The organism is Acinetobacter sp. YH12138, from assembly GCF_015218525.1.
Taxonomy (GTDB): Bacteria; Pseudomonadota; Gammaproteobacteria; order Pseudomonadales; family Moraxellaceae; genus Acinetobacter; species Acinetobacter amyesii.
Genome location: NZ_CP048670.1, coordinates 3229977 through 3255332, shown reverse-complemented (window position 1 = coordinate 3255332; position 25356 = coordinate 3229977). Strand labels below are relative to the sequence as shown.

Sequence of the window (25356 nt, the reverse complement as noted above, 5' to 3'; positions counted from 1 at the left end):
ATAAATTTTTCTTATTTTATATATTCCAAAATAAATTAAAACCAATATGACTGGTCAAAAAAAAAGCACACAGTTCTGTGTGCTTTTTGAAAACTTGGAAGATTTAGCCAGTGTTACGCAAACCTGCCGCAATACCCGCGATGCTAACCATCAACGCATGGTCGACTGGGGTATTTTCAGCTTGACGCTCGGCAAGGTATGCACGGCGGCGTTTCATCAGTTCGGCTTGTAGTAAATGTAGCGGCAATAAATAAGGCTTACGCACCTTCATGGATTGGTCGAGCACATCGTTACTGCTGAGTAATTTCGATTCACCTTTGAGTGCTAATAGCGTTTGTACCGCATCACGTAAACGCTGACGTAACTCTTCGCCCAACTGTTTGAGGTCTGCGTCATCCGTCAGATGAGACTCATAATAAAGCGCCACATGACCATCGGCTTTGGACAAGACCATTTCCAACATATCAATCAGGGTTTGGAAATACGGCCATTGCTCTAACATTTCTTCGAGTGTCTGCTTTTGACCTTGATCAATCACTTGATTAATCGCAGCACCTGTACCAAGCCAAGCAGGTAGCATCAAACGGATTTGCGTCCATGCGAACACCCAAGGAATCGCACGTAAAGACTCAATCCCACCGCTAACTTTACGTTTGGCTGGGCGTGAGCCGAGCGGTAACATTTGTAGTTCCAGTTCTGGCGTTACAGTCCGTAGGTATTTTACAAAATGCGGATTTTCACGCACGGTTTGACGATACACCTGTACCGACAGATCCGTCATGCTGTGCATGAGCTGACGCCATTCCTGTTTAGGTTCAGGCGGTGGCAATAAGGTCGCTTCTAAGGTCGCAGCGGTGTAAATTTCTAAGTTTTGTAAGGCAATGCCTTCTAATCCAAACTTGAAGCGAATCATTTCCCCTTGTTCAGTGACACGAATCGCTCCTGAAATCGAGCCCGGTGGCTGTGAAAACAGCGCTTGCTGTGTCGGCGCACCACCACGGCTGATTGAACCGCCACGGCCATGGAATAATGTCAGTTGTACATCATGCTTTTTCGCAACTGCGGTTAATTCTTCCTGTGCACGATACTGCGCCCAGTTTGCCGACATAAAGCCCGCATCTTTGGCTGAGTCTGAATAGCCAATCATCACCTCGTGTTTACCCTGAATATGCTGTTTATACCAATGCATATTGAATAGGGTATTCATGGTACGAGCTGCACCATCCAAATCTTTTAAAGTTTCAAACAGTGGCACGACACGTAGCGCTTGTTTGATGCCCGCTTCTTTTTGCAGTAACAATACGGCCAAGACATCACTCGGATGTTCTGCCATGGAAATAATATAAGCCCCTAAACTTTCAGGTGGTTGCTCTGCCAAAGTGCGCATGGTTGCAAAGACTTCTTGCACATCTGGATGTTCAATCAGGCTTTGTTTTGGCTCATTTAAAAACTTCGGTAGCAGTGGTCGTTTGCTTTGCAGTTCCTGAATCAAGAAGTTTTGACGGGCTTGCTCCGTCCATGTTTCAAAATTACCTAAACCTAAATATTCAGTAATGGCTGAAATGGCTTGGCGATGACGTGTGGATTCCTGACGAATATCGAGTTTGAGTAATTCGATACCGAAACAATTCACCCGATGAATAAAGTCGAGTAACTGACCATTGGCAATTTCAGGTAAACCGCTGTCGATCAGTGAACGGTAGCAAACCAACAGTGGATCAAGCAGCTCATGGCGGCTTTTAATGACTTGGCTATCGTCAGCATCTTCACCACGAAGTTTCAGTGCCAACCAGTGACGAGTGGCTTTAAGGCGTTCACGTGCATCACGGAGATATTCACGATAGGGTTCAGGGTGGAAATGACCCAAAGCGTCACTGAGTTCTTTACTGCATTCTTGAATAGAGAGTTCCCAACGCAGGTCTTCGATATCGCGTAAATACAGGTCGGCAGCTTTCCAACGTGAAAGCCAAAGCACTTCTTGAGTAATATTATGGGTGACGTTTGGGTTACCATCACGGTCACCGCCCATCCATGACGCAAAGCGCACAGGGGCAACATTTAAAGGCAAGGTCTTGCAACAATGATCTTGGACCATGCCATCCAATTCACGCATGAATTTGGGTACAGCATTCCACAAGGTCTGTTCAATGGTCGTGAAGCCCCATTTTGCTTCGTCGACAGGCGTCGGGCGATGTTGACGAATTTCATCCGTTTGCCATGCCGAGCAAATCAGTTGTTTTAAATCATCCAGTACGGCTTTGCGTTCGCGTGGCGTAAGTTTTTGTTGATCCATTTTAAACAGGCAATCATTAATACCATCATATTTTTGGATCAAGGTACGGCGGCTGACTTCGGTTGGATGTGCAGTCAGGACCAATTCAATTTTTAATTCACAAATTTGTTGGAACAGTTGGTCCGCACTGATGTTATTGCTTTTAAATTTTTCAAATAAATGATCGAGTGGATTCGGTGATGGTGCTTGCTCATCAAACTCACTTTGGCGACGGCTGCGCACCACATTGTATTGTTCGGCAATATTGGCAAAGTTGAGAAAGTGCGTAAATGCACGGGTCAGAGGCAGAATTTCTTCATCTTTTAAATTTAAAAATAATTGTTCTAACTGTTTTTCAGCTTCAACTTGTCCATCGCGCGCGCCTTTAGATAAGGCACGAATTTGCTCTACCTGATTAAACAAATCTTGTCCTGCATGCTGCTTTAGGGTTTCACCTAATAAATTGCCCAGTAAGCGCACGTCTTCACGTAATGGAGCATCAATTTGTTGAATCATTTGTTATTTCTCCGCGTATTCCTGTCTCGACTATACCCCGAAAGTGCCGTGGCAAAAGGGGGTACAGACAAAAGTCGGATGACTTTTCTAGCTAAATGAGCAATAGCTATGCCATTTGTTTCAGTTTAGCGTTGAAATATTTCAGAAAATGCTTAGCTCTGCGTGCTGAGTTGATATTTCAGCATAAAGATGTCGATGGCAGAGTGAATAATGGCCTGTCGCTCTGCTGCTTCAGGTACTGGGCGCATGCCCAATAAGACTTCTTGATGGCGTAGTCCCATCAGTAGCGACACAATCAGTTCAGTTTGTCGGGCAGGATTATCCTGCTGAATGAAATTTAAAGCTGCTGCGTCTTGAAAGAAATTTTCCCAGACTTGGCGCATTTTTAAATGTGAGGCACGGAAAAACTGTTCGACCAACGGACTGTGTTCGGCAGCCAACTCCAAAAGTAATAAATCCAGTTTAATGGCTTCAGGCAAATTCATGATGTTCAGCCCCAACTCACAAATTTCAACGAAAGCCTGCATAAAATGACTTTCGCTGTGCAGATGTCGCGGGCGGGTATTCAAAATATATTCACAGGTGTCTTCAATCGCACTGGTAAATAAGGTGGCTTTGTCCTGAAAATGGTTATAGACCGTCAGTTTGGTGACCGCTGCATGTTGGGCAATCTGATTCATGCTGCAACCGTGATAGCCCATTTCTAAAAATAATTGTTTTGCAGACTCTAAAATCCGTTGTCGTTTTTCTAAGTCTTTCGGGCGGCCGACATTCATTTGCTGAAAAAATTCCAAAAAAGGCGAAAAGGTCATTGATTTCGGATAATTAATCTAATTAATGTACCGCATGGTTTATTAATTAAAAAACAACCAAATTAATTGAATAATATTCTGCCCTAAAAAAGACTTTTTATTAAGAGCGAACTTCATGAGTACGATTAAGACCACAGTTGTCAGCATGATTATCGTTTGCAGTGTGACCTTATGGGGATGCAGCAAGGATAAAGCCCAAACGGAACAGGAAGTGCCATTTGTGATGGTGACTCAGCCGGGTGCCACACATTTTGAACAGAAAAGTTATGCGGGTGATGTACAAGCACGCCAGCAAACGGCTTTGGCGTTTCGGGTCGGCGGTCAAATCACTGAGCGCTATGTCGATGTTGGAGACCAAGTCCGAGTCGGGCAAGTCTTGGCAAAATTAGACGTCAAAGATGCACAGTTGCAACTGAATGCAGCACAAGCACAGCTTGAAAGTGCGCGTTCCGCTGCACAGATTGCTGAAGATGAACTAAAACGCTTTAAGCAATTATTGCCAGTCAATGCTGTGAGTCGTTCGCAGTACGATGCGGTGGAAAACCAATATAAAGCGGCACAGTCGAACTTAAAGCAAGCTCAATCAAATTATGATGTGAGTCGTAATCAGACCGGTTATAACCAATTAATTGCCAATAAAAATGGGGTCATTACTGAACGTAATATTGAGATTGGTCAAGTGATTGCAGCAGGACAACCAGCTTTTCAATTGGCGATTGCAGGTGAACGTGACGTGGTCATTGGTGTGCCTGAACAGGCTGTTGCTGAAATTAAAACAGGGCAGGATGCATGGGTTACCTTGTGGTCGAAACCACAGGAAAAATTTGCAGGCTATGTACGTGAAATTAGTCCTGCTGCCGATCAGTCTCGTACTTATAGTGTCAAAGTGGCATTACGTGAAGGCAATAGCGCCATTCAACTGGGGCAAAGTGCACGGGTATTTTTAACCAAAGCACAGCAGAATGTTTTGCATGTGCCGTTATCGAGTGTGTCTGCGAGTGGTCAGCAGGCGTATGTGATGGTGGTCAATGCAGATAATACGGTACGTAAAGTTCCAGTAAGTTTAGGCGAATATGGACGTGATAGCGTGCCCGTACTCAGTGGTTTGCAAGCAGGGGATTTTGTGGTGGTTGGCGGCGTGCATTTACTCCGCGAAAAACAAAAAATACAACCCGTTGATCGTGAAAATCGTGCGGTACACATTCAGACAGGAGTTAAATAATGAATTTTAACTTGTCTGAGTGGGCACTGAAAAATAAAGGTTTAATCCTTTATTTTATGATTCTGCTGGGCATCGTTGGGATATTTTCCTATTCCAAATTGTCGCAGAGTGAAGACCCGCCATTTACCTTTAAAGTCATGGTGATTCAAACCTATTGGCCTGGTGCAACAGCCAAAGAAGTTTCGCTACAGGTCACCGATCGAATTGAAAAAGAACTGATGACTACGGGGCAGTATGAACGCATCATGGCGTATTCACGTCCGGGTGAATCCATGGTGACCTTTGTGGCCAAGGACAGTCTACGTTCGCAGCAAGTCCCCGATGTTTGGTACACCGTGCGTAAAAAGGTCAATGATGTTCGCCATCAATTACCATCTGGGGTGCAAGGTCCTTTCTTTAATGATGAGTTTGGTGACACCTTCGGTAATATCTATGTGCTGACCGGCAAAGACTTTGACTATGCCACCATGAAGGAATATGCCGACCGTTTACAGCTCCAGTTACAAAGAGTCAAAGACGTTGCGAAAGTGGATTTGATTGGTCTACAAGATCAAAAAGTTTGGATTGAAATTTCCAACACCAAAGCCACGCAAATGGGCATACCTGTGACGGCGATTCAACAAGCCTTGCAGCAGCAAAACACAGTTGCCAGTGCTGGCTTTTTTGAAACCAATTCAGACCGGATTCAAGTGCGTGTCAGCGGCAATTTACAAAACATTGATGAACTACGTCAGATGCCCTTATTGGTGAATGGACGAACCATTCAGTTGGGGGATGTGGCAGATGTGCATCGGGGCTTTAGTGATCCACCGCAGCCGCGTATGCGTTTTATGGGCGAAAATGGTTTAGGCATTGCCGTGTCGATGCGTAAAGGAGGCGACATTCTGGCTTTGGGTAAAAACCTTGAAACAGAATTTGCCCGCCTGCAAAAAACCTTGCCCTTGGGTATGGAACTAAAAAAAGTTTCTGATCAGCCTGTAGCCGTGAAGCGCAGCGTCAATGAGTTTATGAAAGTCCTCGCTGAGGCGGTGATTATCGTTCTGTTGGTGAGCTTCTTCTCCTTGGGTTTCCGTACAGGTCTTGTCGTTGCATTTTCCATTCCCTTGGTCTTGGCCATGACTTTTGCTGGCATGCAGATGTTTGATGTCGGGTTGCACAAGATTTCTTTGGGGGCCTTGATTCTCGCACTCGGTTTATTGGTGGATGATGCGATTATTGCTGTCGAAATGATGGCGATTAAAATGGAGCAGGGCTATAGCCGATTACAAGCCGCCGGACATGCATGGCGGACCACTGCATTTCCAATGCTGACAGGAACATTGATTACTGCGGCCGGCTTTTTGCCGATTGCCACAGCCGCATCGAGCACAGGCGAATATACCCGCTCGATTTTCCAAGTGGTCACTATTGCATTGGTGGTGTCATGGTTTGCAGCAGTACTGTTTGTTCCCTATTTGGGAGATAAATTACTACCCGACTTCAACAAAGATTTGGTACAAAAAGCCCCATGGTATCAGCGCCTGTGGGCACGTTTGCGCAAACAACCTGAACCTCAGCCGATGGTGCATCATGCCGGCGAACATCATGATCCTTATCAGTCTCCGTTTTATCAACGTTTCCGTGGTTGGGTCGACACTTGTGTGACCTATCGCAAGACGGTGATTGCCGCGACGGTTGGCATTTTTGTGTTATCGATTTTAATGTTTAAAACCGTACCACAGCAGTTCTTCCCACCGTCAAACCGTGCTGAAATTTTAGTGGATTTAAAGCTTGAGGAAGGCGCCTCACTGAAGGCCACAGAAGCGGCCGTAAAAAAAGTCGAAGCGTTCTTGTCAAAAAAACAGGGCATTGATAATTTTGTGGCTTATGTGGGGACAGGTTCGCCGCGGTTTTATTTACCTCTAGATCAACAGCTACCTCAAGCCAGTTTTGCTCAGTTTGTGGTGTTGGCTTCATCTTTAGATGATCGCAATGAAATCCGTCAGTCATTAGCAGAAGAAATCCGTAAGCTCTTACCTGAAGTACGTACTCGCGTTTCACTTTTAGAAAATGGTCCACCCGTGGGTTATCCATTGCAGTTCCGCGTGTCAGGTGAAGATCTGAGCTTGGTGCGTGAGTGGGCACAACGGGTGTCTGCAAAAGTCAGTGAAAACCCGAACACCACCAATGTGCATTTGGATTGGGGTGAACCAAGCAAAGTCATTAAACTGGACATCGACCAAGATCGCGCACGTCAAATGGGGGTCTCCAGTCTAGATCTGTCCAATTTCCTGAATAGTTCAATCAGTGGTGCAGTGATTAATCAGTATCGTGAGAAACGAGAGCTGATTGAAATTCGGATGCGTGGTGATCAAGCCGAGCGATTGGATGTCGGTTCTCTCAGCAGTTTGGCTGTACCGACCAGCAATGGTGGTTCAGTGCCATTGGCGCAGATTGCGAAAATTGAGTATAGCTTTGAAGAAGGTTTGATTTGGCATCGTAACCGTTTACCGACCATTACTGTGCGCGCGGATATTCGCAGTAAATTGCAACCTGCAACGGTGGTGGGTGAGTTAAAAGATTCATTTGATCAGTTACGTGCAGAGATGCCGAATGGATATCTCCTCGAAGTAGGCGGTACTGTGGAAGAGTCAGCACGTGGTCAAACTTCTGTAAATGCGGGCATGCCATTATTCCTCGCAGTTGTCATGACTTTGTTGATGATTCAATTACGCAGCATGTCACGGGCGATGATCGTATTTTTAACTGCACCTTTGGGCATTATTGGCGTGGTGTTATTCCTGTTATTGTTCAATAAACCCTTTGGTTTTGTGGCAATGCTCGGCACGATTGCACTGTCAGGAATGATTATGCGCAATTCACTGATTTTGATTGATCAGATTGAACAAGATATTCAGTCTGGGGAGTCGGCTTGGGATGCGATTATCAATGCGACGGTACGTCGTTGCCGTCCAATTGTGCTGACTGCATTGGCCGCTGTATTGGCGATGATTCCACTTTCTCGCAGTATTTTCTTCGGTCCAATGGCCGTGGCGATTATGGGTGGATTGATCGTGGCGACCCTGCTGACCTTGTTCTTTTTACCTGCGTTATATGCACAGTGGTTTAAAGTGAAAAAAACTCAGCAGAATCCTTAAAAGTGCCATAATATTGGGTGCGAAATATTGAATTTTTCTCTATAGTAGCACCTGATCTACAAAGACATTTTTAAAAAGTAAAACAACCACAAGTGCAGCGCGGCATATTGTGGTGTACGGGGTTGAATCACAGATGACAGCAGAGAGTTTAGCTAAGTATCGCCGTTATGTTGCGATTTCTTATGTCTTCATGTTTTTCGCTTTATTTACCCTGATTAGTGGTGTATTTGCCTACGGCTTTGCACGCAAAGTGACTCAAATCGATTCTGCAGAAGTTTGGCTCCAAGCCCAAGCGCTTTGGGTCATGCGCACCGTCGTGATTTATTCCATGATGGCCATTTTTGCCGCACTGTGGTTTATTCCTTTATTTTTCTATTATTGGGACACCTATCTTTGGGTGACTGCATGCACGGTAATTGGTGTGGTCTTTGCTGCGATTGCCTTTTTGTATTTATTAAATGCATGGATCCAAGGTCTATCCAAATTCGTTAAAAATAAGGCTGTTTTCTAAGTCGATTTATTTTTTTCCTGCCTACCCCTTGAAAAAATGGTTTGATTCCCCAATTTCAGACCACAGTTAAGTATTAAATTAAATTCCGTGAGGAGCATCGCCAGACATGGCTAAACGTGATTATTATGAGGTTTTAGGTGTATCTAAAACCGCAAGTGATGATGAAATTAAAAAAGCCTACCGTAAGTTGGCGATGAAGTATCACCCTGACCGTAATCCAGATAACCCAGAAGCTGAAGAAAAATTCAAAGAAGCTGCAGAAGCATATGAAGTTTTATCGGACAGCGAAAAACGTAGTATGTATGACCGTATGGGACATCAAGCTTTTGAAGGCGGCATGGGCGGCGGCGGTGGCTTCGGTGGCGGATTTGGCGCAGAAGATATCTTTAGTCAGTTTGGCGACATTTTCGGTGGCGCATTTGGCGGTGGTGGCCGTGGTGGTCAGCAACGCGCACGCCGTGGTTCAGACTTACGCTATGTCATGGAGCTTACCCTTGAGGAAGCTGTGAAGGGCGTGAAAAAAACCATTACCTTTACTGCGCCAGCGCCATGTGATGCCTGTGATGGTAAAGGATCTAAAAATCCGAATGACGTTGAAACCTGTAAAACCTGTCATGGTGCCGGTCAAGTGCGTATGCAACAGGGCTTCTTCTCTGTGCAGCAAACCTGTAGCACCTGTCGTGGTCAAGGTAAAATCATTAAGAACCCATGTAATAAATGTCATGGTTCAGGGGTTTCTGACCGTCAGCAAACTTTAGAAGTGACCATTCCTGCAGGTGTGGACAATGGCGACCGCGTACGTTTAAGTGGCAAAGGTGAGGCTATCCGTGATGGCCAAGCAGGCGACTTATATGTAGAAGTAGTGGTACGTGAACACGAAATCTTCCAACGTGATGGCGCTGACCTATATATGGATGTGCCTGTAAGCATTGCGGATGCTGCATTGGGTAAAGAAATTCAAATTCCGACACTCGATGGTCGTGTGAGCTTGAAAGTACCTGAAGGGACTCAAACTGGTAAATTGTTCCGCTTACGTGGTAAAGGTGTGAAGCCTGTACGTACCAGCATGACCGGTGATTTACTCTGCCGTATCGTGGTGGAAACGCCAGTGAACTTAACGGCTCGTCAACGTGAGTTGTTAAAAGAGTTACAAGACACGATGGATGGCGATGATAATAAATCATCTCCGAAGAAAAAATCATTCTTCGACCGTTTGTTTGATTAATTGATACGATTTGCTTGAGTTCGCTGTGAAGTGAACTCAGCTATAAAAAAGCCTGCATAATTGCAGGCTTTTTTTATTGAGCGTTTTAAGGTTTCGGCTGTGCTGTAGGCGGTAATAAACTCTCATAGCTCATGTCGAGCCTATAGATATTTTTAAGACGCTGTAGCTGATGACGTGCTTCAGCCTCACGACCATTAAATGCCAATAAACGTGCATATTTAATGATGTGGTATTTCGCTGGATAGCTGCGAACCAATTTTTCAGTATCCTGAATGGTTTGTTCAGAAACGATGGAATATGGATTTAAACGAATAATCGCTACCCGATGTCTAAATTCCGTGAGTAAATAGATCGGCTCATGGTTGGTGATTTTCTCCGGTGTTTTTTCATATTTTGATGCCTGACCCAGCTGAATCGCTGCATTGGCATAATCACGATAAATCACCGTAATCAGCACGGCGCCAATCACGAAAACAATGCGGATAAACCACGGAGACAGGCTCAAAGTAGCCGTCTGTGGCTTCGCTGCTTGAAGAATCCCGATAATAAAACCCGCAGGCAGTAAGAAATATGCGTAGTTTTGCGGAAACTCCAACATGGCATGAATAACGAAGACACCGACCATCAATAGGCCAATCACAGATAATGCAGACTTGGCTAACTTCTGTAATTGGATGCCCCAATAAGCGAAATAGGCCAAGAACGGCACACCAATAATGGCGCCATTCCACAATAAGAAATCCAAAATAAAATTGTGTGAGCTACGAATCCATACAGGCCCTTGTACCGTGTCAGAGATCGAGACAAAAGCGCTACTGGTTTGATGCCAACCATAGCCAAACCAAGGCTGTGCAGCTACGGCATGCGCCATTTGTTGCCAAATGGCTAAACGAGACATATCGCCACCAGCACGTTTGACCACGTCACGACTTTCTTGAATATTCATGTCGGACATTTGGCTCATGATTTGACTTAATTTTGGCATCAATACAATCAGTGCCACAAAGCCGATAAACCATGCCAAGCTGTAAAACCAGCGAAGACGGATATAATCTTTGTACTGTGCATAAGCCAAATAGATTAGGACGCAGATACTTGCCACCCAAGAGGTGCGAGATTGGCTGAGCGCGACCCCAATTAAAATAGGAATTGCACAAGCGACCAAATAGCGGGTTTTAACTTTTTGCTGTTCATAAACATATAAGCAGGCTAACAAGGACATGAGCAGAAACGTGGCCATGTTATTTGGCTGAGCAAAGTTTGCAAATGGGCGCGTAGTTCCACTAATTTTCATCACAAAAGGAAGAAACGAGTCGAAATCTAACCACTGACATATTGCGATGAGCCCTGTCATGACCCCAGAAGCAACAAAGGTATAGCTCAGGAATAGGAAGGTTCTTTCGCGTTTTTCCGTACCTTGAGATAGGCTAAAACCAAGATTGATACATAGCCAGAAGCTGAACACAAACAGCATACAGAGTAAGGCAATACTAAAATAATACACCTGCCCAAAAGCCAATTGGACGAAGGGAATCAGCGCTAAGAGCAACAGGGGCAAGGAAATTTTTGCCACCATGAGCTTTTCTTTAAAGAACGTTGCCGCTAAAGCAAACAGGGCAAAGAAGGTATAAAGCTCACCGGTATATGTGGCCCAAGGTCGGTAATGAATCGGAATCAGCCATGCCAGTGCAATACAGACTGCCGCACAAAGATACAATAGGGTTTTCATGAATATTCAAGATCAATAGAACGCGCCTATCATACCGTGAAAATGCTCAAACTTGGTGAGGGAATAGTCAGCGTCTGTCGTAGAGCTTGATTTGCAAAAGTCCTTCGGAAAATACAGGATTTTTTTGTTTGTAACTTAGCCTGCGCATGGAGTTTTGATATAGTAAGACCAATTTCGAATCAACATTAGGAAAATGTTATGTCAGCAGCTCCACGTATTGGTATCTTGGGCGCAGGCGGTCGTATGGGACGCATCTTAATTCAGGCGGTTCAGCAAGCTGGTTATCAATTGGCTGCTGCGGTAGAACGTCCTGAAAGTAGCTTGGTCGGTGCAGATGCCGGTGAACTTGCAGGGATTGGCGCGGTTGGCGTAAAGGTTGTCGGTAACCTAGCTGAGGTTTTAAAAGATTGTGATGTCGTGATCGATTTTACTGCACCTGCAGCAACGGCACAGCATCTTAAACTTTGCCGTGAAGCCGGCGTTGCGATTGTCATTGGTACCACAGGTATGAATGATGAGCAAAAAGCTTATCTCGATGAAACAGCAACAGAAACCCCAGTAGTCTATGCAGCGAACTATTCTGTCGGTGTAAACGTTTCAATCAAACTTCTTGAATTGGCATCAAAAGTGTTTGGCGATACTGTAGATATTGAAGTGATTGAAGCCCATCATCGCCATAAAGTTGATGCACCATCAGGTACAGCGCTAATGTGGGGCGAAGCCATTGCCGGTGCTTTAGGACGTGACTTAAAACAAGATGCTGTATATTGCCGTGAAGGTCATACGGGTCCACGTGAACGTCAAACCATTGGCTTCCAAACGATTCGTGGTGGTGACATTGTCGGTGAACATACTGTGATGTTTATTGCGGATGGCGAACGTGTTGAAATTACCCATAAAGCAACCAACCGTATGAACTTTGCTTCTGGTGCAGTACGTGCAGCTGCATGGGTAGTCGGTCGTGAAGCACGTAAGTACGATATGAAAGATGTATTGGGTTTTAACGATATTGACGTATAAAAGCGCGTTAAAATCCGTTATAACAACAGCATAAAATTAAAATAAGACGATCAATGGAATGAAAAAAGTCATCTTTATGGCCTGTGCTGTCGCATTCACTGCGGCAGTACAAGCGAAAACTATGGATAATGCCAAACTCACGATTAATAAAAATAATATTAAAGTTTGGACCTACCAAAATGCTCAAAATCCTGTCTTTCAATACAAAGCTGAAACCAGTTTTGATGTACCCATTGAAAAAGCGGTTTCCCTGATTTTAGATGTGGAAAATGCAGTGAATTGGGTCCCTTATATGGGCAGTGTCAAAGTCTTATCCCGCGATGACCAGAAAGGTGAATTCAGTTTATATATGGTGTTGGATTTTCCTTTTCCCTTAAAAGACCGTGATTTGGTGGTACAAGGCAAAATGCGTAAAGATGCACAGGGCATTATTAGCATCCAAAATAAAGCGGTGAAAAAAGGTTATCCGATCAATCCCAATTATGTACGCCTCACCGACTATGAGGGCGATTGGACCTTCCAGCGTTTAGGCAATCAAAAAGTCAAAGTGTCGACCTATGGCTATGCTAATCCGGAAGGCTCCATTCCGCTCAGTTTCGTGAATATGTTTGTGCAGCAACAGCCTTATCAAATGCTACAAAAAATGAAAGTGCAGCTGGGTAAAAGCAAAACTGTTGCGACCGTTCCCGAAATTTTAAAATAAGCCTTAGTAATGATTCAGTTCAATATGAACGATCAATGACTTTGCATCTCAGGCAGGCGAAATGCAGTCAACTGCTGCATGTGCTGTGTTTCTGGAAGTTCGATGCTGAGTAAGGTCTGTTCTGGAAATTGATGCGGATGTAACTTGATTTGAAATTGCCGCGCGGTCATTTGTTCACAGGCAAAGCGAAGTTTGGCTTGCTGCGGCATGATATTCATGCCGTTTTCAGACTTGGCTTTATAGATATATAGCTGCTGATGTAACCCGCCGCTGGTGATCGGTTGGATCTGCTCAAGTTCATATTGCGTCAGTTTTTGGGCACTCAAAAAACCTTGAATTAAAGATTTACAGATAAAATTTTGCTGGCTTTGAGCTTGAGTGTGCTGTTCGGGTTGGCACGCCATAAGCGTGAGTGTGCTGAAGATGATTAGACCCGCTCGAAGCTGCGTGAAGTCATTCATGTATTTGTCCCCCTATCGTTATTTTTGAGATATCAACCTGATGCCATCAGCTTAAATCTGTTAACTTAATGGGTACAGATACAAGAATGATTAAAAAAAGGGTACAGATGGCTTTTCAATATCAGCAGCTTGCGCAGCAGTTGGCACAGAAAATTTATAGTGGTGAATTGGCCGCAGGGCAGCGTCTGTATGCGCTACGTCAATTTTCACAGCAGCATCAGATCAGTTTAAATACCGCGAAACGCTGCTATGAATTACTTGAAGCCAAAGGCCTGATTTATGTCAAAGAAAAGTCTGGTTATTTTGTGCAATCCTCACAGAAAGCCCAGCAAATTGCCGTGCCGAATCATCCTGATTTTGATTCCCGACCTCGTGAAATTTCGAATTTAGAATTGCAAATTCAGATCCATGAAGCCTCTGCAAATAGTCGCCTGATTCATTTGGGTTCAATTCAGTTGTCCCCCCAATTTTGTTCCTGTTGAAGCACTCAGACGTTCAATCCAAAGGGCATTAAAGCATTGTAAACCAGAAGATTTTTTATATAACAATCGGCAAGGTCATCCACAATTGCATGAAGCTTTGTCGGCACATTGGGCTGAAGATGGTTTTTACATGCCTAAGGATGATATTTACATAAGCAATGGTTGTATGCCTGCTTTGTCAGTGATGTTGCAAAATCTGAGTGCGGAAGGGGAGAGTGTCATTGTCCCGACGCCGAACTATAATGGGCAATTGCAATTATTGGCTTTATTGAAGCGGAAAATTGTTGAAATTCCTGCCAATACGGAAGGTTTTGATTTAGATCGTTTAGAGCAGGCGATGCGGGATTCAGGCGCGAAAGTATGCTTATTGACTGCAAATTTTCAAAATCCTTTGGGTTTTTGTTTAAGTAATGAAGATAAGGAACGAATTGCACAACTCGCTGAAAAATATCAATGTTATGTGATTGAAGATGATATTTATCAAATGGAGCGTAAAACTCTGTCCTTCAGGTCAGAGATATAAGCGACACGACATGAAGTGTCGTTTGATTTAACTAAGGACTATTTTCCTTGAGTTTTGATTGTTAATATAAGTACATGAAAACCCTTAAATTACGTATAAAAGACAAACATTGCAAGGTGTTAGACCAACTAGCATCAGAAGTGAACTTCGTCTGGAATTATGTCAATGATTTAGGGTTTAGGCATTTGAAGCGGAAAGGTGAATTTCTCTCTGCTTTTGATATTGCCAAATATACGAAAGGCACATCCAAAGAATGTAATTTACATAGTCAAACCATTCAGGCTGTAACTGAAGAATTAGTCACCCGAAGAAAGCAATTTAAAAAGGCAAAGCTGAAATGGCGTGTCAGCAATAAAAAATCAGCAAGGCGCTCTTTGGGATGGGTTCCCTTTAAAAAGGTGGCTATCAAATATGCCAATGGATATGTCCAGTATGGAAAACACCAATTTAAGCTTTGGGATAGCTACGGTTTAAGCAAATACACGTTAAAAACAGGTTCATTTGTAGAGGATAGCCGTGGGCGTTGGTATGTATGTCTTGTTGTTGAATCGCCTAAGCAAGATAAATCGACAGCAACCAAAGCGATTGGTATTGATCTAGGCTTAAAAGATATTGCCACCTGTTCTGATGGCACTGTAATTTCAAATCCAAAATTCTATCGAAAATATGAGCAGAAATTAGGTATTGCTCAGAGAGCCAGGAATAAGAAGCGTGTTCGTGCATTACACGCCAAGATTGCAAATAGTCGAAAAGATCATTTGCATAAAGCAAGCACCAAGCTTGTGAATGAAAATGCATTGATTATTGTAGGTGACTTGAGTGCTAAAAAATTAGTAAAAACCAAAATGGCAAAATCTGTTTTGGATACAGGATTTTCTGCACTAAAAACAATGCTCAAGTATAAATGCGAGAACGCAGGCGTATTGTTTGAAGAAGTCCAAGAAGCCTATACCACCCAAATCTGTTCGTGCTGCGGTGAGATCACCTCAAGTAGTCCAAAAGGTAAGACAGATCTTGGAATAAGAGAATGGGAGTGCATGAGCTGTGGTACAGCTCATGATCGAGATATAAACTCAGCTCTAAACATTCTTGCGCTTGGGCATAAGCGTCTAGCTGTAGGAATCACCCTCTTTTAAGGGGGTGAGGATGTCAAGCTGAGTGTAGTTTCAATGCAAAGCGACCATTGCCTATCAAATATTGGGACCGGGCGGGCTATGTGATCTATTGTGCGTCGATTTCAAAATCTTTATCGCCTTCTTATCGGGTGGGGTGGTTTTGTCTTCCACCACATTTGCAACATTTGCGTCCCAAATTACTTTTGCAAAATAATTCGGTGAATACGCCTTTGCAGTTAGGACTTGCCGATTTGATTTTTAGTCGTGCGTATCGCCAACATCTTGCTGAATTGCGTCCTAAATTAATGGTGCAAGTCGAGCAGTATCGTCAGTATATTTACGATGCTTTTCAAGGGGTTGATATCCGTCTAAATCGGCCTCAAGGCAGTTATGCACTGTGGTTGCAGATGCCTGAACAAATAGACAGTTTGGCGCTGTATTACCATGCGCAAAAACATGGCATCAATATTGTGCCAGGTTTAATTTTTGGTGAGGACAATCGTTATAACAACTGTATTCGTCTAAATGCCGGGCATGAGTTGTCTGTAGATATTCAGCAGGCCATTTTATTGCTTGCAGATTGGGTGCGTAAGGAATGCAGAAACACAAATGTCATCTAGATTAATGAGTCCATAAAGCATACAAAAAAAGCCTGCATGCGGCAGGCTTTCTTGGCTTAGATTTTTGCCGTTAAAAATCAGCCTTCAGCACAATCCGATAACGCACGTTTCCTGAATGCAAACGTTCAATCGCTTCATTCACCTGAGACATGGGATACATTTCAATTTGAGGTGCAATATTTTGACGTGCAGCGAATCGAAGTAATTCACGCAGTGCCGCAGGAGAGCCAGTTGATGAGCCTGTAACTGATTTAGCACCACTGATCAGCATACCTGCGGGAATTTGCATCGGCTCAAGTGCTAGGCCAAGCATGTGAACGCTTCCATTCGGTGCCAAAGTTGAAAGATAGGCTTGCCAATCCAACGTCACATTGACCGTGCTTAAAATCAAATTGAACTTCCCACGCTGAGCTTTAATTGCAGCAAGATCACGACTATTCACCACATGGTCAGCCCCCATGGCTTTAAGTTCATCGGTTTTATCTAAGTTTGAGCTGAACGCAGTAATTTCACAGCCCCAAGCCTTGAGCAGTTTAATCGCCATATGACCTAATCCACCAATGCCGATCACGGCAACATGGTGAATGGCCTGAATTTGGTGCTGTAAAATGGGATCAAATACCGTAATCCCACCGCAGAGCAGAGGGCCAGCACTGGTTGGGTCGAGATCATCTGGAAGGGGAATAACCCATTGCCAGCCAGCACGGACTTTGTCGGCAAAGCCACCTGCATGACCGACGATCGTCGCTGTCTTGGTTCCGGTACATTGCACTTGGCGACCATCGATACACGGGTCACAGTGTTGACAACTTTCTGCTGTCCAGCCAATGCCTACACGCTGTCCGATTTTCAGTCCTTTGGCTTCGCTGCCGAGTTGGGTAATGGTTCCTATCACTTCATGCCCAGGGACTACAGGATAAACCGAAGATTTCCAATCATTTTGGATAATAGAAATATCTGAGTGACAAAGACCGCAATACTCGACTTTGACTTCAACCTGATGGGCTTGTAATTCACCTGCATCAAATTGATAGGGAACAAGGGCTTCACCACTGTTCATTGCTGCATAGGCGTGGATTGTATTGTCACTCATTATTCTATCCTTTCTGTTTTTGAGGTCATTCTGCGTGCGTGTATTTAAAGTCACAGTGATTTTCATGATCATTTACCATACCGATAGCTTGCATCAGAGCATAGCAAGTCGTTGGGCCGACAAATTTAAAGCCATGCTTTTTTAATGCTTTGGACATGGCCTGACTTTGAGCGGTTTGTGCAGGGGCGCTACGATATTCAACGACATCATTATTGGCAATGTGTCCTTCGACAAAACTCCAAAGAAATTCCACAGGATGAATCCCTTGGGCTTTTAACTGTTGCCATGCTTTGGCATTATCTCGAATGGCAGTGAGTTTGCCGATATGGCGAATCAAACCTGAATCTTGTAATTTTTCTTGTAATTGTAGGTCACTCAACGCTGCAATTTCGGCAATGGGATATTGAAAAAAATGCTGCTGATAACAGGCCCGTTTTTTCAGCACAGTGATCCAAGACAGCCCCGCTTGTTGTCCTTCAAGACACAGCATTTCAAAGAGATGCTGCTCATCAAAACTAGGTTTCGCCCACTCAGTGTCGTGGTAGGAAATATACAAAGGATCTTCGGAGCACCAAGCACAGCGTTGTGTCGTCATGTTAAATGCTCCTTTTGACTTAAATTTTAAAAGCTGTCCATTGATCGTTTTTATTGTCCCAATACAAGAGTTCCGCTTGATCGAGATCGGCAAATTGAATCCATACATCGTTACCCGATTTGTCTGCGTAGCCGGTGCTGATGAGTAATGCTTCTTCAGTGATCTCCATGATCCAGCCCTGATAAGACTGGCCATTGAGGCTGATTTTTTGTTGATTACCAGATTCTGCAAATTCCACCAGACGATTGATCAACGCTTCTGACATGTATGTTTCCTAAAATTAACGTAAATACGGATAGGGGTTAACAGCATTGCGACCTTTACCACCCAAGTAAATGCCATAATGCAAATGTGGTGCAGTATGTCGGGCATTGCCAGTATTACCTACATAGCCAATGACATCACCTTTTTTGACATAGTCGCCGACGTTTAAGCCGCGTTTATGAGCATCAAGATGCGCATAATAATGCCAAGAACCTGCGGGCCCCATAATCCATATCACTTTACCACCCAAATTGTTATTACGTAAGTCAGCAACTAAACCTTCTGTAGCACTGAGAACTTTTGTTCCACGTGGAACAATAATATCAATGCCTTCGTGGCTTCGTCCTTGGCTACGCGCTGCGCCCCAAGTATCCTTGAGGGCACTTCGTTTGACTTGATGAACAGGAACAGGCAATTGATTGGATAAACGCATGTTTTGTAATTTTTTCACTTCATGAGCAGGCAATGTACTGCTAGATGGTTTGGGTGGAGTCGACGTACAGGCGCTGAGTAAAAGCAAAATAAAACCAATACCGCCAAACAACCCTTTGCGAAGCTGAAAAAATCCTTGAGTCACATTTGTCCCTATACAATTGATGAGCAGTCCAAAACTATGGCATAGAATAGCTTTCGAGTTCTAGCGTAGAAATAAGTTTTTTCATGGCGGTTGGAATACCGAGTGAAGTGGCTTGTATCGGTGTAAACCACTGTGCGTTGCATTCAATCGCTAAATGCTCTTTTTGATCTGCGGTAACGGTAAATACAGTAGCTTCTAAAAGCCAAGTGAAATGAGTAAAGCTATGTGATATCTGCACTTGAGTGGTGGTAGGTTTCAGACCAAGCTGCTGAGTGTGGGATTGAAACTCATGGGGTTGATCAAAAATAGGTAAACACCACAGACCGCCCCATAGACCGCTATTCGGACGTTGTATCCACAGCCATTCTCCTGCAGATTGAATCAGCATGACTTGAGCCTCTCTCACTGGAACAGGCTTTTTAGGCTTTTTATAAGGTAATTCAGTCTCTAAACCTTGTGCATGTGCTTTGCAGTGCTGTTGCATGGGACAATATAAACAGAGCGGTTTTTTCGGCGTGCAAACGGTTGCACCCAGATCCATAATCGCTTGGGTATAATCGTGGTTGCGTTCAGTGGGGCAGAGCTCTGTCGCCAGTTGCCACATGGCCCGTTCATGTACAGGTTTCGATAAATCATCTTCAATAGCAAAGAAACGAGACAATACACGCTTGACGTTGCCGTCCATAATCACGCCATATTGTCTTAAACCTAAAGACATCAGCGCACCCGCGGTAGACGGGCCGATACCCGGTAGTTCCATCCACTGCTCAAGATTGCTTGGAAAATGTCCCTGACGTGCAACAATGCCTGCGGCTTTGTGTAAGTTCCGAGCCCGTGCATAGTAGCCTAAGCCAGCCCAATAGGGTGCCACATCATCCCAAGAGGCATGGCCTAAATCTTCAACAGTCGGAAACCGTTGAATAAATCGATCAAAATATTGTAAGACGGTTTTGACTTGAGTCTGTTGTAGCATAATTTCTGAAACCCATACTTTGTAAGGGTCATCCTTCACTTGCCACGGTAAGTCATGACGACCATGGACATCAAACCAGTCGAGAAGGGCATCAGAAAAGTTAAACATGCAATACAGTCAAAATTGAAAAAACCTGCCTAGTATACATCTTTCAATAGGCATTCTTTTTGTTCAAAACGAAATCTGTATATCAGGGGAAATGCAAAAATAGTGGCCATCAAAAAAGGAGCCGAGGCTCCTTAGTGAGTGTCAATTTTTAAATTTTAGCTTTTAAAGCCCCAGCGGGTATCAAGCGCCAATGTTTGGTTTTCATAACGTGGAATAATGTGAATATGCACATGTTCAGTGGCTTCGCCAAAAACTTGTCCATCATTAAACCCAATATGAAAGCCAGTGGGTTGATAGCGTAAATTTAATTCATTACGCGCTTGTTCAAGTAAGGACATTAAACTTTTACGTTCTTTATCAGTAATTTCAAAAAATGAACCAACATGACGTAGCGGGACAATGACAGCATGCCCTTTAGACAGTGTATGTGGTTCAGGAAGTACAACACCAAAATCATTTTTTGCAATCACGTCATATTCGTCAAAATTGCAATATGGACAATTGAGTTCTGTCATTGTGCTCTCCTCATTTTTATAAATTAAATATTGGTATTGGTTCTTAGCGCTTTAAGAACTAAGCTGGCGTGCTAACAAGGCATACATGGCTGCTAAGCTTTGTTGTTCTGCAGCAGCGTTATAAGCTAAATCTACGCCGTTGGCTTTGGCACGTTCATCCGCCATCGGGTTGCTAAAGCCGTGTTTTGCGCCTTCAAAAATATTGATTTGATACTGCACTTGGGCAGCATCCATTTCATTTCTAAAGGTCGCAACATCTTCTAAGCTCACCATCGAGTCGAGCTCACCATGTTGCACTAAAATCTCTGCTTGGACTTGTCCTGTTTGTGCAGGAGTCGCTGTAGCAAGTGTTGCATGGAAGGTCACCACTGCTTTTAATTCAGCACCTGAACGAGCTAAATCCAGCACGACTTTTCCGCCATAGCAAAAGCCTATAGCTGCGAGTTTATCTGCATTTACTTCTTTTTGCTGTGCCAAAGTGTTTAATGCAGCAGACGCACGGGTCACAATGGTGTCGGCATGATCAAAAGTCTGCATCATCCATTCATAAGCTTGCTTGGCATCTGTGGTGACTTTTTTGTCACCATACATATCCAAAGCGAAAGCAGCATAGCCTTGTTCAGCCAATTCGCGCGCACGTTGTTCGGTATATTCATTGCGTCCCCACCATTCCGGGGCAACTAACACACCTGCGACTGCAGTGTCTGACTCTGGTGCGGCAAAATAGCCAAAAAGTTGAGTTCCATCAGCTGCTGTATATTGAATTTCGCGAGTCTTAATTTTAACGGTCATGGTCAAATCCTTATGTGCGGCTACGCAGTTGATGAAGACTTAAGATAAAGGGAAATTGGTTTTTGTGAAATAAATATAAGATATCAATGTGAATTTTAAGTCAAATCAATAAAAAAAATTGTAAAAGAAAATAATGGAAAGAAGAAATATTGAGGAGCACCGAGATTTGTCGATGCTCCTAAAGAGAGTATTGTTATTTCGGGAGAACTTCAATGAGCTCTACATCAAAAATCAGCGTGCTATTTGGCTCAATGACGTCTGCTGAACCAATTTGACCATAGCCCAAATTGGCAGGAATGAAGAAGCGATATTTTGCACCTTCTTTCATCAACTGTAGACCTTCTGTCCAACCCTGAATGACTTGGCTCACTTGGAACATCGCAGGTTGGTTGCGTGCAATTGAACTATCAAAAACAGTGCCATCAATTAAGCGACCTTCATAGTGAACTTTCACTGTTGAATTGGCTTTAGGTGACTTACCTTTGCCGGCTTGAATGACTTGATATTGCAGGCCAGATTTCGTGACCTGAATGCCCGGTTTTTTGGCATTTTCAGCAAGGAAAGCTGAACCAATGGTGGCATTCGCATCCGCTTTTTGCTTCAGTTCAATCAGTTGTTTCGCTTCGGTTTGCTTTTTATATTGAGTTAAGGCACGGGTCATTTCTTCATCTGTTAGTGACGAAGCTTGACCTTTAGATGCTGCCTTTAAACCCGCAACAAATGCATCAATATCTAAGTCCTTAATCGATTCAGCATTACTGCGTCCCATTAAATAACCAAAACTATAACCGACTTGTTCTGCAGCACTACTTTTATTACTGACATCTTTGGCAAATACAGTGCTTGAGCAGAGTGCCAAACACAACATACTGATCTGTAATTTCATGACCGAGTCTCAAAATAAAGCAGGAGAGCGAAAAGCTCTCCTGTACCGGTTTTATTATTTAACTTCAATGAGTTCTACATCAAAAATTAAAGTACTGTTCGGTGGAATCGTTCCTGGAACACCTTGAGCACCATAACCTAGGTTTGAAGGAATATACAAAGTGGCTTTGCCGCCTTCTTTCATTAACTGTAGACCTTCAGTCCAACCTGGAATTACTTGGTTCAATGGGAATTCAATTGGCTCGCCACGTTGTACTGAACTATCAAATACTGTGCCATCCACTAACTTACCTGTGTAGTGAACTTTAACAACTGATGTGGCTTGCGGTTGTTTACCTGTACCTTCTTTCGTTGTTAGGTACTGTAAACCAGAAGCAGTGGTTTTAACCCCAGCTTTGCTTTTGTTTTCTGTTAAGAAATTATCGCTGCTACTTTGTGCTTGCTTATTGCTTTCGAGCTGCTTGTTTTGCATTTCTTGCTGGAACTCAGCATATGCTTTTTGTAATTCTTCTTCAGTATATGCTGGTTTTGCACGCGCATGACCCGCACGAACGCCAGTGACAAAGCTATCAATATCTAATTCTGGAGGCGTTTGATGGGCAACTTCATAACCAAGTGCATAACTAATTTTAGCGACAGCAGAAGCATTTGCAGCTGGTTGAGTTGATGTTGCTGATTGCGTAGCAGGCGTTTTAGTTGCATAGTAAACAGGAACAAGTGCGGCACCGCCGAGTAATACAGCGACAGCGATAGGTAGGGCCTTACTCATATATTTTCCCACAATTATTTTATATGTAAAAAGTTGCTGAAATTCTAGCAGACTTTTCCTGTTCAACGCTTACCTATCTCTATGATCAGGTAAGGTGCAGGAAAGATCATCATAGTCATGTTCTTATTTTTATACTATAACGGTATGAATATATAAAACATTTTTTATACAGAAAGATGCATGCAACATAAATTTCGCAAATAAAAAAAGCCACCGTATTCGGTGGCTTTTTTGAATAGGCTTGAATTAGTCTTGGTCTTTTGAAGCTTTATAACCATAAGAATAGTTATAGCCATAACCATAACCAGCTGAGCTACGTTGAATGTCGTTTAGAATAATACCATTGACCTTCACACCCACTTGTTCAAAGCGGTTCACGGTTAACTCTAGTTCTTTCAACTGAGTTTTCGCATAACGAGCAATCACCAAATTCACACCAGCATATTGCGAAATAATGATACCGTCTGTCACCGCAAGTACAGGAGGGGTATCAATGATCACATGATCAAACATCGGTGAAATCAAATCTAAGAATTCTTTGAATTTACCAGAACTTAAAAGCTCAGATGGATTAGAAGGGCTTTTACCACGAGTAATCACACTCAAATTTGGAATTTCAGTGGTTTTAATGATACTGTCTAGATCACGCTGACCATTTAAATACTCAGAAAGGCCTGGTTGGTTATCATGATTGAAGTATTTGTTTAAATAACCACGACGTAAATCGGCATCAATAATTAAAACGCGTTTATCACTTTGCGCAAGAATCGTAGCTAAGTTGGTAGAAATAAATGATTTACCGACTTCAGGCGCAGGCCCTGAAATCATAATCAGGTTATTTTTTGCAGATGTCAGTGCAAAGTGAATGGCTGTACGCATGCTACGCAAACTTTCAATCGCAATATCATCGCTATTTTTAACTGCAAGAACTGGAATTGTTTTCTTCTTCTTCAAGAGTTTAATACGGCTTTCTTGAACAGGCGAACGTGGGACGGTGGCATAGACAGGAAGATCCAGAGTGTTTTCAATTTCTGAAGAATCTTTAATTCCCGAACGAAGCATGTTACGTAGTAGTGCAAGTAATGTACCGAGGAAACCACCGAGGAAAATTGAAAGTATCAAGATTTGTAGTTTTTTTGGTGCAATCGGTTGAATTGGCTCTACAGCAGTATCCACAATACGCACATTGCCAATTTCACCAGCTTTGGCAATACGAAGCTGTTGGTAAGAATTCAACAACGCTGTATAAAGTTGTTGTTTCACTTCAACTTCACGATAGAGCTGTAAATAACGACGTTGTAAGTCTGGTAATTTTTTTAAGGTAGTATTCAGTTCACCAATTTTGCTATTGATTGCACCTAATTGGGCATTCATTTGCTGCATCACTGGATGTTCACTAGTGTACTTCGCAGAAGCTTCAGCAACTTTTTGCTCTAATTCAGCTTTTTGAGTTTCAAGAGTGACGCTTTGAGTTAAATATAGTTCAGATTCTTTGGTTACATCGACGGTATTAAACTCTTGACGGAATTTGTTAAATTCGCGTTCCGCAACATCCAGTTGTTGTTTTAGTTCAGGTAGTTGCTCATCCAAAAACTTTAAGGTCTGCGCGCTTTCAGCTGAACGGCGTTCAATATTTTGATGACTGTAAGCTGCTAAAATGGCATTTAGAACCTGTGTAATATGTTCTTTATCTTGGCCTTGATAGTTAAGGCCAAGCACGCCCGTCATTTTACCTTTTTCAGCAACAGAATAATTTGCCAAAATACTGTCAACGGCAGCAGGCAGAGACTGCTTTTGAATTAAATAGTGATCTTTAAATTGATCATTACTATAAATTGAGATTTCCCAAGGGCCATCTGCTGTACGTAAAGAATTTTTTTGGTTCAATGGTGCTGTTAAAATTGCTTGCTCAGTTTGCAGATCAATTAAAGAAAGTTTATTTTCTTGAAACTGTAGGCCAATATCTTTGTCACGATATTGTGTAGGGATATCAAATTGGCGAATTTCAAAACTTTTTTCATTATCTTTAAAAGTTACTGATTTATTTTTATATTCTGTGACATATTCATGCGGGGAAAATAGGCGATCAATAAATGAATTCTCTGTACCCGAAACTTTAAGATCAAGATGCAAATTTTGAATCACAGTACCTAGAACTAAGCGTGATTTTAAAATTTCAATTTCTGCTTGAGCCGGTTGCTTTTGATCAATCATGCTTGATAGATCACCCAAGAGTGCTGCTGAAGTTCCTTTACTTTCCTCAACCTGTACCAGTGCATTTACTGCGTAGGTATCAGGCGTGGTTCTTAAATAAAGCAGGGCACAAACGAGACTTAAAATTACACATAGAGCAATTAACTTCCACTGTGCAATCAGAGAGAAAAATAATTCTTTTAAATCAATTGTATCTTCTGTATTGATATTTTGGCTCATAATC

General features: G+C 43.0%; 21 protein-coding genes and 2 pseudogenes. 9 read left to right on the top strand and 14 right to left on the bottom strand.

The features are described 5' to 3' along the window. Positions 1-103: 103 nt before the first annotated feature. Both ppc and G0029_RS15820 read right to left on the bottom strand, forming a co-directional pair. Entirely contained in the window at positions 104-2788 is a 2685-nt protein-coding gene (gene ppc / locus G0029_RS15825) for a phosphoenolpyruvate carboxylase (RefSeq protein WP_180110260.1), read from the bottom strand. Positions 2789-2940: 152 nt separating this feature from the next. Then, the gene (locus tag G0029_RS15820) at positions 2941-3564 is read right to left on the bottom strand and encodes a TetR/AcrR family transcriptional regulator (protein WP_180110259.1); all 624 of its coding nucleotides are present in this window, start codon (positions 3562-3564) and stop codon (positions 2941-2943) included. A 151-nt stretch (positions 3565-3715) separates the two neighbouring features. Here G0029_RS15820 and G0029_RS15815 point away from each other — a divergent pair, with 151 nt between their 5' ends. From G0029_RS15815 to dnaJ, 4 genes are all read left to right on the top strand, one after another. Then, positions 3716-4822, top strand: a complete 1107-nt coding sequence (locus G0029_RS15815) for an efflux RND transporter periplasmic adaptor subunit (RefSeq protein ID WP_180110258.1) — start codon at positions 3716-3718, stop codon at positions 4820-4822. Continuing rightward, positions 4822-7959, top strand: coding sequence for an efflux RND transporter permease subunit (locus G0029_RS15810; protein WP_180049567.1), 3138 nt, complete (start codon positions 4822-4824; stop codon positions 7957-7959). The genes G0029_RS15815 and G0029_RS15810 overlap by 1 nt, the downstream gene beginning before the upstream one ends. A 133-nt stretch (positions 7960-8092) precedes the next feature. Next, the gene (locus tag G0029_RS15805) at positions 8093-8470 is read left to right on the top strand and encodes a hypothetical protein (protein WP_078194105.1); all 378 of its coding nucleotides are present in this window, start codon (positions 8093-8095) and stop codon (positions 8468-8470) included. A gap of 106 nt (positions 8471-8576) precedes the next feature. Further along, complete coding sequence (gene dnaJ, locus G0029_RS15800) at positions 8577-9695, top strand: molecular chaperone DnaJ (RefSeq protein WP_180026213.1); 1119 nt, start codon at positions 8577-8579, stop codon at positions 9693-9695. An 85-nt stretch (positions 9696-9780) separates the two neighbouring features. Here dnaJ and G0029_RS15795 read toward each other — a convergent pair whose 3' ends face one another. Then, positions 9781-11424 carry a PglL family O-oligosaccharyltransferase gene (locus tag G0029_RS15795; RefSeq protein WP_180110257.1) on the bottom strand — a complete coding sequence of 548 codons (1644 nt, stop codon included), beginning with the start codon at positions 11422-11424 and terminating at the stop codon, positions 9781-9783. Positions 11425-11622: 198 nt separating this feature from the next. On the opposite strand from G0029_RS15795, the gene dapB reads away from it, so the two are divergent. Beyond that, positions 11623-12444, top strand: a complete 822-nt coding sequence (gene dapB, locus G0029_RS15790; RefSeq protein WP_180110256.1) for a 4-hydroxy-tetrahydrodipicolinate reductase — start codon at positions 11623-11625, stop codon at positions 12442-12444. Between the two features lie 58 nt (positions 12445-12502). Next, entirely contained in the window at positions 12503-13147 is a 645-nt protein-coding gene (locus tag G0029_RS15785) for an START domain-containing protein (RefSeq protein ID WP_180003644.1), read from the top strand. Between the two features lie 32 nt (positions 13148-13179). Here G0029_RS15785 and G0029_RS15780 read toward each other — a convergent pair whose 3' ends face one another. After that, positions 13180-13608, bottom strand: coding sequence for a hypothetical protein (locus tag G0029_RS15780; protein WP_227591840.1), 429 nt, complete (start codon positions 13606-13608; stop codon positions 13180-13182). A gap of 107 nt (positions 13609-13715) precedes the next feature. Here G0029_RS15780 and G0029_RS15775 point away from each other — a divergent pair. From G0029_RS15775 to G0029_RS15765, 3 genes and pseudogenes are all read left to right on the top strand, one after another. After that, positions 13716-14571: pseudogene (locus G0029_RS15775) on the top strand (PLP-dependent aminotransferase family protein); the annotation flags it as partial. 116 nt (positions 14572-14687) lie between these two features. After that, positions 14688-15749 (top strand): RNA-guided endonuclease InsQ/TnpB family protein, encoded by a 1062-nt coding sequence (locus tag G0029_RS15770; RefSeq protein ID WP_180082742.1) that lies wholly within the window; start codon positions 14688-14690, stop codon positions 15747-15749. 17 nt (positions 15750-15766) lie between these two features. Beyond that, positions 15767-16348: pseudogene (locus G0029_RS15765) on the top strand (aminotransferase class I/II-fold pyridoxal phosphate-dependent enzyme); the annotation flags it as partial. A 70-nt stretch (positions 16349-16418) separates the two neighbouring features. On the opposite strand, the gene ahr reads toward G0029_RS15765, so the two are convergent. The 10 genes from ahr to G0029_RS15715 form a co-directional block, all read right to left on the bottom strand. Then, positions 16419-17441: an NADPH-dependent aldehyde reductase Ahr gene (ahr, locus tag G0029_RS15760; protein ID WP_180022938.1), complete on the bottom strand. Its 1023-nt coding sequence runs from the start codon at positions 17439-17441 to the stop codon at positions 16419-16421. A 25-nt stretch (positions 17442-17466) separates the two neighbouring features. Continuing rightward, entirely contained in the window at positions 17467-18036 is a 570-nt protein-coding gene (locus G0029_RS15755; protein WP_180090077.1) for a DNA-3-methyladenine glycosylase I, read from the bottom strand. Between the two features lie 19 nt (positions 18037-18055). Next, complete coding sequence (locus G0029_RS15750; protein WP_180022940.1) at positions 18056-18301, bottom strand: hypothetical protein; 246 nt, start codon at positions 18299-18301, stop codon at positions 18056-18058. Positions 18302-18316: 15 nt separating this feature from the next. Further along, positions 18317-18844 (bottom strand): M23 family metallopeptidase, encoded by a 528-nt coding sequence (locus G0029_RS15745; protein WP_180090118.1) that lies wholly within the window; start codon positions 18842-18844, stop codon positions 18317-18319. A gap of 67 nt (positions 18845-18911) precedes the next feature. Next, a complete protein-coding gene (gene mutY / locus G0029_RS15740) occupies positions 18912-19958 on the bottom strand; it encodes an A/G-specific adenine glycosylase (protein WP_180090079.1) in 1047 nt (348 codons plus the stop codon). Positions 19959-20113: 155 nt separating this feature from the next. After that, positions 20114-20473, bottom strand: a complete 360-nt coding sequence (locus G0029_RS15735; RefSeq protein ID WP_078191628.1) for an HIT family protein — start codon at positions 20471-20473, stop codon at positions 20114-20116. Positions 20474-20524: 51 nt separating this feature from the next. Continuing rightward, positions 20525-21265: a dienelactone hydrolase family protein gene (locus G0029_RS15730; RefSeq protein ID WP_180110064.1), complete on the bottom strand. Its 741-nt coding sequence runs from the start codon at positions 21263-21265 to the stop codon at positions 20525-20527. A gap of 193 nt (positions 21266-21458) precedes the next feature. After that, positions 21459-22151, bottom strand: coding sequence for an FKBP-type peptidyl-prolyl cis-trans isomerase (locus G0029_RS15725; protein ID WP_180011068.1), 693 nt, complete (start codon positions 22149-22151; stop codon positions 21459-21461). A gap of 54 nt (positions 22152-22205) precedes the next feature. Continuing rightward, positions 22206-22919, bottom strand: a complete 714-nt coding sequence (locus tag G0029_RS15720) for an FKBP-type peptidyl-prolyl cis-trans isomerase (RefSeq protein WP_078191625.1) — start codon at positions 22917-22919, stop codon at positions 22206-22208. Between the two features lie 246 nt (positions 22920-23165). Continuing rightward, positions 23166-25352 (bottom strand): polysaccharide biosynthesis tyrosine autokinase, encoded by a 2187-nt coding sequence (locus G0029_RS15715; RefSeq protein WP_180110065.1) that lies wholly within the window; start codon positions 25350-25352, stop codon positions 23166-23168. Between the last annotated feature and the right edge of the window lie 4 nt (positions 25353-25356).